Origin of the sequence: Moorena sp. SIO3B2 (assembly GCF_010692525.1) — a bacterium.
Lineage (GTDB): Bacteria > Cyanobacteriota > Cyanobacteriia > Cyanobacteriales > Coleofasciculaceae > Moorena > Moorena producens.
In genome coordinates this window covers 1-9291 of the sequence record NZ_JAAHHE010000244.1, presented here as the reverse complement: position 1 = coordinate 9291, position 9291 = coordinate 1, and the positions used below count along the sequence as shown (strand labels likewise).

Here is a 9291-nt window from a genome sequence, read left to right as displayed (position 1 = left end):
GTGCCATTGAGGAATGCCATATCCCCACCCATGTTGATTAAAAAGAAGTCTTCGGCAAATTTAGTACCAAATAAGGCACTTTCGGGAATCGAAGGCACCCAATAGCGTTCCATACCTGGTTCTTGGTAAGTGTTAATTACCACGATTTTGGTACCAGCTTTCTTAGCCCAGTGGAGATACTTAACTGTAACTGGCTGATTGTTGGCAACGTTAGAGCCAATGAATACTAATAAATCTGTGCCAATCCAATCTTTATAAGAACAAGTAGTAGCTGCTACCCCTAATCCGGCTTTAAGTCCAGCAGTACTGGGAGAATGGCAGATACGAGCAGCATTATCTATATTATTAGTCCCGATCGCTCGCACTGCTTTTTGAGCAGCGTAGTAGGTTTCATTTACTGTACCTCTACTGGTTAGATAAACGCTAAATCGGTTGGTGGTGCTATCAATGGGTGAAGGGGAACTATTTCTTAGGGAATCGCTGATTAATTCCAGTGCTTTATCCCAGCTAATTCGACTGAATCCTTTCTCCCCTCGTTGCCGCATCATGGGGTAAGGAAGCCGTCCCAAATTCCGCAGTTGGATACTTTTTTTCCTTTGAAGCTGGGAGACATCTGCTAAAATTTCGGGGTCAAATGCTGCCATGGTATTCATCCGCAACAGCCGCAGCCGGACATTACAGACATGGACGCCATCAAGAGTCCAGTCTTTCATACCAGTAGTGCCAAGGGCGCAACCGTCGCAGACTCCGTGATTTAAGATATCCCAAGCATAGGATAACTGGTCTCGGTTTTCCCAAGCTGCTCTGAAGACTTCCCAATAATTGTTCGGGTATTGTTCACCAATACCGAATGGTTTCCAGTTTGCCCAGTGGGAAGGAGTCCAGCGTTTTTTGGGTTGACGCAGCATGAGTTTGGAGTAACGTTAAAATCTGGGGACTTGATCAGGTTATCATAAACTTATAGCAATTATCATAGCTATGAGGTAAACAATTTCTAGATTTTAGGGAACAGCGGATCTGGGAACAGGGAACAGGGAGCAGGAAACAGGAAACAAAAAGTATCACAATTTATTTATAATTGCTATATAAATTACATGATTAAATTAAAGGTTGATTATGAAATTAATGAGGTAATATAACCGTTGATTAATGTTAATATAATTTAGTTATAAATGGTTAGTATTGAGAAATTTTTGTTTTGTGTTGATAGTCGAGCGATCGCTTAATTTAGGAATGCCATTAAAAGTTATCTAAATCTATAGTATTTATCAAATAGGTGAGGTAAATTTTTAATGTTAAGGAATAGGGAATAGTAATCCAGTTCTACTCCCTACTCCCTACTCCCAGATCCGCTGTTCCCTGTTCCCAGATCCGCTGTTCCCTGCTTTTACAGATAAATTTTAAACTTGGTGCAAGCTCTGAGTATAAAGTATGAATCAGCACCGTAGCAAAACTAAATCCCAAGTCTGGGTAGTGGAAAACAGCCAAGTGCGATCGCGTTTAGATCAACTAGCAACAGAGGAACCCTTGGAAATTCGCCTGACCTCTCCCCAGAAAACCGTAGCTGTGACTATGCGCACCCCAGGGGCAGATTTTGAACTAGCAGCAGGGTTCCTCTATTGTGAAGGAATTGTAAAGCATCGGGATGATATTCAACGGATTAGCTACTGTGTGGATTCTAATCAAGATGGTGAGCAGCGCTATAACATTGTGAATGTGGCCCTGAGGGAAGAACTTACTCCAGATTTGCAGCCCCTGGAACGCCACTTTTTCACCACCAGCGCCTGTGGAATTTGTGGAAAAGCCAGTCTTGACGCACTACGCTTGCGAGGGTGTCCAGTTATGTCTGATGCTATGGAAGTCAGCACTGAGGTGATTTACAGCCTATCGGAACAGCTGCGTTCAGCTCAATCAGTGTTTTCCACAACTGGGGGAATCCATGCTGCTGGGTTGTTTAATTCCCAAGGAGAGTTACTCTCGTTACAAGAAGATGTGGGACGTCACAATGCTGTGGATAAATTGGTGGGTTCAGCCTTATTAACTAATCAACTGCCCTTAAGCGATCGCATTGTGATGGTCAGTGGGCGCTCTAGTTTTGAGATTTTACAGAAATGTCTGATGGCTAGGGTACCAATGGTTTGCGCTGTATCTGCTCCCAGCAGTCTAGCCGTAACCCTAGCCAGAGAGTTTGGGATTACTCTAGTGGGATTTCTGCGGGGAAAACGGTTTAATGTTTACTCTGGGAAAGAGCGTATCTCTAGTTTGTGTGATCATGGTTGAGATGTCAGGATTCAGCGGTCAGCGGTCAGCCGTTAGCATTCCGTAACTCAGATTAAACTTTTGCTTACCTGTTGTCTTGATGCAATAGCGAGTGGGGGAAACCCCCTTTGGCCGACTGCATCGCTTATTCAAAAGCTGTTTGGTGTAGCTTACCCTATGTCCATAAGCACATCAAGTAGGGTGGCACAGGCTTCAAGCCTGTGCCACCCATTAGCTGATAGCTGATAGCTGATAGCTGATAGCTGATAGCTGATAGCTGACGCTAGATTACACCACAAAATCGTCAGCCGTAATCAGATTGACGTTCACATCAGTCAAGAAAGCTAACGGTTGATTATTTTCAGTTGTGATCCAAGTGTCACCATTTTGTTCAAAGATAGAAAGTGACCCAAAGGTTAGACCTCCCTCTAATTTCAACAAATCTACACCATCTTCAAAGTCAACAATAGTGTTCTTGCCTGCTGTGGACAAGACAAAAATGTCTTTTCCAGCGCCACCAGTCAGGATGTTATCTCCTTGACCACCATTGAGAAGGTCGTTACCGCTACCACCGTCCAGTTTATCTTGACCTTGACCGCCTAAAAGGGTGTCATTACCCTCGTCTCCAAACAATTGATCATCACCGTCACCGCCGTCAAGGAGGTCGTCACCAGCCAGTCCTTGGAGGGTATCTTGACTGTTAAGACCCTTGAGGGTGTCGTTCCGTGAAGTACCAGTGAGATTATCATTGTTTGAGGTGCCAATTTCCGTGATACCCACAAGCAGTATAGAACTCGCATCTGAGAGAGTCCATGCGCCACGCCCCAGAGTTCCAGCTACTAGTAGGTCATCGCTGGGATCGTAGTCAAGATCCCAAACAGGAACATTGGGTAAATCGGTTCCTAGCTTTAACCAATCGGTGAAATTACTGCTGCTAGTTGCTGAAAAGATGCCTATATTGCTGCCAACTACAATCCCATCTACCGTAGAACCGGAAATAAACTCAATTGATCGCAAGTTCAAATCCCCTGGCTCTAAATTTAAGTTGGTGGCGAATTCTTGCAGGTTGCCCGTGATATCCATCCAGTTATTTGCATTGGTGGTCTGAAATACCTGGTCATCATCAATGGCAAAGGCAGTCATCCAGTCGTCGCTATCGAGTACGATATCTCCAACTGTTTCACCAGAATAGTTAGTGTTCGCTAATGTCCCGCCTGATGTGGTGCGGGCAAATATGTTAAATCCCGATCCGACATAAAGTACGTCTGGATTATCTTGCCCATTCCGACGACCACCATAGGCAATTGGATCACCGTCACTGCTGTTGACTCCCACACTACCGCCCCCAGCCGTGTTCACAATAGTGACGTTATCACCCTGGTCAAACGATTCGTAGACGCTAGTGAATCCACCAATAGCAATACGGTTGGGATCAACTTCATTGACTACTACAGGTGTGACAAATTGTGTATCAAAAATGTTTAAACCATTGAGAGTAGGAAAAGTCTGGCTGATTAGGTTGTTATTTGCATCATAGACCCGACGTCTGAAACCAGCTAGAAATTGAAAGCTTGAGTATCGCACCGATTGCTGATCGTTATTAGGATCAATCGAAACTGCGACATCGCCACCATCAGCCGTAGACACGCTATCCCAGACAACTGAATCAGAGTTATTTTGTTGTGTTGTTCCTGTATCTTGGTTTCCGCTGATGATAATGTTGGAAACAGTATCGTAAGCAATATCGTGGATCTCAGTCACCTGCAAATTGCTATTGAGGGAAAACCAATCCCCAGTGTTGTCTTGTGGATTGGTGCGGCGGTAAATTCCTCCATCATCCACTTCAATGATGTCACCATTGGCATCGAAGGTAATTTCGCGGGAATCGGCGTGTGGTGAACTGTTGTTTGCCGTTCCGCCCCCACTAAAGTCGCCTTGGCTGTGAGTTAACGGTTGCCACTGGGGAGAGTTGATATTTTCTGGATTGCCTGGGTCCGTGGGATTTTCATCTGTGTCTCCCCGAAATAGACGACCAGAGAAATCATTAGCTCCTATGGCATTTGGAAACGGGATGTCTTGACGATCTCCACCTACATAGACCACATTTGGATTATTCGGGTCGGCAATAATTGAAAAGTGGATAGCTCCCTGTCCACCAGGCTTTTCCCTGGGGTTTAGTCCTTCAAAGTCGCCATTTCTCTCTTCGGTAACCGGCAGATCCATTTGAGTCCAAGTTGGGTTGGTTGCCGTTGGATTGTCTGTAAATCCGATATAAGAGGCTTGGCCATTGGTGAGAACAGCAGTGTATAGGCGACCATTGCTTGCGACCGCCATCTCTGTGTTATTATTACCTACCCCAGTGATGACCCCATCTAGATTCGCATCCTGATCAGATACGTTAATCCAATTAGCTCCACCATCATCTGAACGAAAAATACCGTTGCCCTGAACCGATACGTAGAAACGCTGGTTGTTAGTTGGGTCACCCACTAGATCAAAGGCAGCTCCGGCATCAAGTCCATTGCTACCTGATCTGAATTCCCAGGTTGCACCATTGTCAGTGCTGCGGTACACACCCCCTTGAGTACCACCACCAAAATTATTAGCACTGACTAAGAGCGTGTTCCCGCGAGAGGCCACACCTGAAATATTTCTTCCTGACAGCAAAGTTTCATCGGCTTCATCAACCATACCGTCACGATCGTTGTCCAGGTTATCAGCCGTTGCCAGTTGAGTCCAGGTCTTTCCTCCGTCAGTGGTCTTTAACAAACCCGTTAAAGCTCCCCCACGTCGTCGGAAAGAACTGAAACGACCTATGCCAGCAATGATCGTTTGATTGGTTGGATCACTCGGATCAAATTCCATTGCGCCAATGGAATTCCCTAGCAAGTCATCCGTCAGCGGTGTCCAGTTAGGGCTGCTGTCCGTTGCATTCGTTGTTTTCCAAATCCCGCCATTTACGGCTCCGATATAAAGGATATTGGCATCATCAGGGTGAGCAAGCACCGTATGAATTGCCCCAACCACCTCATTATTAGGCTGAACATTCTCAACTTGCCCATTCTGTGCCGGACTCGGTCCCTGGGCGATCCACTGTCCTTGAGGAGTAGCTAAAACTGAGCCATAAACTGCTCGTGTTGCTGCCTGAAATGCCAACGGGACTTCAAGATTACTGGTGGTGATCTCTAGTTCCCAGTCTCCTCCCAGTGCCCCAGAACCAGTGGGTTTTGTAGAAGCAGCAATTTCCGCCCCAGTTAGGTAGTGTAGCTTTTCCACAAACTCAATACCCGCATCCCCAGCAGCAACATTGCAACCGTAGAGAAGGATAGGAATAGAAGTGAACTTGCCTTCCTGAGTAACAGAATTTGAAGGAATCCAGGTCTTTAGTTGTCCACCATAGTGATTTAGAGTGTCTAGATTTAACTGGCTATTCCCTAAATACAAACACCCCGGTGAACCGTGAGAAACGATGTGAATAGCAGTAATATCAGTGCGTCCTTGCAGAGCCTTGGTAATTTCTTCAACGCCATCCTGTGTAAAGTCCAGGACAATCACCTCAGCTTCCGGTACCGTACCATTAACTAAACTCTGATAATCATCTACCCCTGAGTCAATAAAAACAATAGTGCTAGAGGTTTTGGAGTGACTTCCCAGAGCGTTGTGTACCTCAATCTCCCCAAAGTTCAACGACTTATCGAGATCGTTAAAACTTGCATATTTGATATCAAACATGCTAAAATGCCCCTTTATAATGTGTTGGTTTGTAACAGTAGCCACTGGTCAAATGGCTACTAGTCTCAGCAGTCGTATAAAATCCGGTTGATTACTGTTAGCATCCTGCACATTAGTATTAGTAGGTGGCTGCCATCCACCTACTAATTGTGACAAGTTGCTAACAGCATCAAGCATTCGATAATAAGGGTTTGACTGATTATAATCTCAACCAAAATTAGCAATCAGATATTTAGGATAATATTTGCGACCTCAACAATCATAACTACCAATCCGGCAAATTTAGGCGAAGCTTTGATGAAGTATCACTGAAGTTTTATTAACATTAAGTTAAGCAGGGCTTTCACATTTATAGGGCTTACGCATTTGCCCCCTAAATCCCCCAATTATGGGGTACTTTGACATCATTACCCCTCCCGGTGCGCTTTCCGCATCTAATTATTAAATTCGCCACGGGTCGCACCGAAAAATTGGGGGGCTAGGGGGGCGAAATCCACTTAACTGCGTAAGTCCTGATTTAATCAGATATAGCGTTTGTATTTGATTTGTGAACATACTCCCAAAGGGCAAGAGGCAACAGGCAACAGGCAACAGGCAAGAGTAACCCACCCGACACCTGACGTCAAATTAAAAAACCTACACCCTACACCCTACACCCTGCTCCGAAGTCCCTGCTCCCTAAAACCCAGAGATTTGTACCTCATCAGTATAATAATTGCTAGATATGATTAATCACAACGATGCTAAAAAATCTGCTCAAAAAAATCTACTAAAACTATTCCGTATACCCCTAAAAGCCACTCTAATTGGGTTTTTCCTTATCAATGGAGGATGCTTGGGAGGATGCTTAGCCCAGACAATTCCACTGACCGAAAATCTGATTAACCTCGATTCCGATCACGGCGAACAGTTACTGATGGCAAGCCAAGCCCGAGAAGACTATTTGCCCCTAAGTATTCAGTTTGTGACTCAGGAAAAGCTTACTTACTGTGGAGTAGCTAGTATGGTTATGGTGCTGAATGCTTTATCAATTCAAGCTCCAAAAGCACCCGAATTTAGGACTAACCGCTTCACCCAGAAGAATGTTTTGAATGCCAAAACTGAGCAAGTGCGCATGGCTGAGGTGATTGCTCGTCGGGGCATGACTTTGGAACAATTAGCAGGATTATTGGAAACTTATCCAGTTAGAGCAGAGGTTTACCATGGTGGTGATTTGACCCTGGATGAGTTTCGCAACATAGTGGTGAAGAATTTGCAAGAAGCGGAAAATTTTGTCTTAGTCAATTACTCACGCAAAGCCATTGCTCAGAAAGGTCCGGGACATATTTCTCCTTTAGCTGCCTACAACCAAGAAGCAGACCGTTTTCTGATCCTAGATGTCTCTCGTTACAAATATCCTCCGGTCTGGGTCAAGGCTGAAGAATTGTGGCAAGCAATGGCGACTAAGGATTCAGAGTCTAAAAAGACACGGGGGTTTGTGCTGGTGAGTCCCCGTTGATTGTCAAATTGATGGCATTTTCATTAATCTATCAATATTGAGGTTTATTTTAAGCTGACAGCTGACAGCTGACAGCTGAAGGCTTACAAATTAATCATTAAAATTAATCGGTTCTCCCATTGATCAATGTTTTGTCTGTGACCAGCAAAGACAAGAAAATAAGTAATGGCAAAAACACAATTGCCCAGCCAAGTCCTAAAGCCCAGGCTGGGTATCCTTCATAGGGAGTCCTAATATCTTTTGAAAACTGGGTTGCTAGCAAAGCGACTAAAGCCATAGGAATCAGGTATTTTATAGAAAAATTCCACCATTTACCAACCGTCCAATCACTAACTTGGTTCATGTATCGTCGCAGCTTTTCTGCACCATACACCCATCCCACTAGGATAGATTGGAAAATAGCTACCAACATCAAGTTATAGTTAGTAACAAAATGATCTACAATATCTAAAATGTATAATCCAGCTCTGGTAGTGTAAATAATTCCAGCAATAAATCCCCCTAGACAAACCCCAATTGAAACCTTAGCAACATTTCCCTGTTGTTGTTTGTCGAGGATAGTCGCATTCAAAGCTTCTACTAGGGAAAAAGCGCTGTCGATGCCTAGGGAAAGCAGCATCACAAAAAACAGCAGACTGAACAGCCAAGGCAAGGGCATTAAGCTTAAAGCTTCCGGAAAAACCACAAACGCTAGACCCGGACCAGAAGCAGCCAGCTCTGCCAAGGGGGTGTTGGTAACTCCTGCCATATATCCCAAAATTCCGAACACCACAAAACCGGCAAATAAGCTGATACCACTGTTGATCAAGGCAGTTAACCAGGTATCTTTAGCAATGTCATCCTCTGAGTTCTTGTAGCTAGCATAAGTCACCATAATTCCAAATCCCAGAGATAAGGTAAAGAAAATTTGTGAGAATGCAGCTGTCCAAACTTCGGGGTCAACTAATGCACTCCAAACCGGAGTAAGATACAGTTTCCAGCCATTGAGGAAACCTGGTAAAGTTACTGCTCGTAATAGCAATACCCCCAGTAAAATAATCGGAAGTGGCACGCTGTAGACAACGACTTTGCCCACACTGGTCGTGCCTTTCCAAACACAGAAATAAATCAAGACCCAGACTACAAGTAGAGACCATAAGATTGGCCAGTTGATACCACCTAATACGTTGACCCCATCACTGATTTGCAGAACACTATCAAAGAAGTAGCTTTTAGCATCACTCGACCACTTGACCCCAAAGGATGCCAGAAAGTAAATCAAGCTCCAGCCCATCACAACTGCATAATAGGAGACAATGATAAAGGCTGACATCAGGGCAAACAGACCGAGACTGCCGAAATTGGGGTGTAATTTCCTAAATGAGCCTATGGCTCCCCGTTGCATTTTTTGTCCTACCGCAAATTCCAGCATCAACAGTGGAACCCCAATTAGGACTAAAGCGATCAGGTAAGGCACTAGAAATGCTCCCCCACCGTATTTCCCAGCTAGGTAGGGAAAGCGCCACACATTCCCTAAGCCAACTGCAGAACCTACTGCTGCGAGGAGAAATACTGTTCTTGAAGCCCAACGTTGACGAGCCATCTACAATTCCCTCTATCTTGATAGTTCATGCTTCATACTTCATCCTTGATACTTCATCTTTTACAATTCATGCTTCATACTTCATACTTCTTTAAATTATTGTCATCGGTTTGCTTATTCCATCACAGGTTTTAGGGAGTAGGGAGTCGGGAGTAGGGAGTAGGGAGTAGGGAATAGAAAAAAAATTATCTGTATCTCATTACTATGAGAAACTTTTATA

Annotated in this window: 5 protein-coding genes; 2 read left to right on the top strand and 3 right to left on the bottom strand. The window is 44.4% G+C overall.

The window, feature by feature from the left end; translation table 11 throughout:
- Nucleotides 1–908 (bottom strand): molybdopterin-dependent oxidoreductase (locus tag F6K38_RS29610; protein WP_287358641.1); only part of this gene is annotated, 908 nt, incomplete at its 3' end.
- 523 nt (nucleotides 909–1431) lie between these two features.
- Between F6K38_RS29610 and fdhD the strand changes: the two genes are divergently transcribed.
- Complete coding sequence (fdhD, locus tag F6K38_RS29605; protein WP_287358638.1) at nucleotides 1432–2280, top strand: formate dehydrogenase accessory sulfurtransferase FdhD; 849 nt, start codon at nucleotides 1432–1434, stop codon at nucleotides 2278–2280.
- A gap of 267 nt (nucleotides 2281–2547) precedes the next feature.
- Here fdhD and F6K38_RS29600 read toward each other — a convergent pair whose 3' ends face one another.
- Nucleotides 2548–5991: a DUF4347 domain-containing protein gene (locus F6K38_RS29600; protein ID WP_287358636.1), complete on the bottom strand. Its 3444-nt coding sequence runs from the start codon at nucleotides 5989–5991 to the stop codon at nucleotides 2548–2550.
- 724 nt (nucleotides 5992–6715) lie between these two features.
- Here F6K38_RS29600 and F6K38_RS29595 point away from each other — a divergent pair.
- Nucleotides 6716–7489 (top strand): phytochelatin synthase family protein, encoded by a 774-nt coding sequence (locus tag F6K38_RS29595; protein ID WP_009149408.1) that lies wholly within the window; start codon nucleotides 6716–6718, stop codon nucleotides 7487–7489.
- A 103-nt stretch (nucleotides 7490–7592) separates the two neighbouring features.
- On the opposite strand, the gene F6K38_RS29590 is transcribed toward F6K38_RS29595, so the two are convergent.
- Nucleotides 7593–9071 (bottom strand): sodium-dependent transporter, encoded by a 1479-nt coding sequence (locus F6K38_RS29590; protein ID WP_009149410.1) that lies wholly within the window; start codon nucleotides 9069–9071, stop codon nucleotides 7593–7595.
- Nucleotides 9072–9291: the final 220 nt, after the last annotated feature.

What these genes read in the sequence shown, in the direction of transcription:
- fdhD (WP_287358638.1), top strand. Translation starts at nt 1,432, where the DNA reads ATGAATCAGCACCGTAGCAAAACTAAATCCCAAGTCTGGGTAGTGGAA.
- F6K38_RS29590 (WP_009149410.1), bottom strand. Translation starts at nt 9,071, where the DNA reads ATGGCTCGTCAACGTTGGGCTTCAAGAACAGTATTTCTCCTCGCAGCA.
- F6K38_RS29595 (WP_009149408.1), top strand. Translation starts at nt 6,716, where the DNA reads ATGATTAATCACAACGATGCTAAAAAATCTGCTCAAAAAAATCTACTA.
- F6K38_RS29600 (WP_287358636.1), bottom strand. Translation starts at nt 5,991, where the DNA reads ATGTTTGATATCAAATATGCAAGTTTTAACGATCTCGATAAGTCGTTG.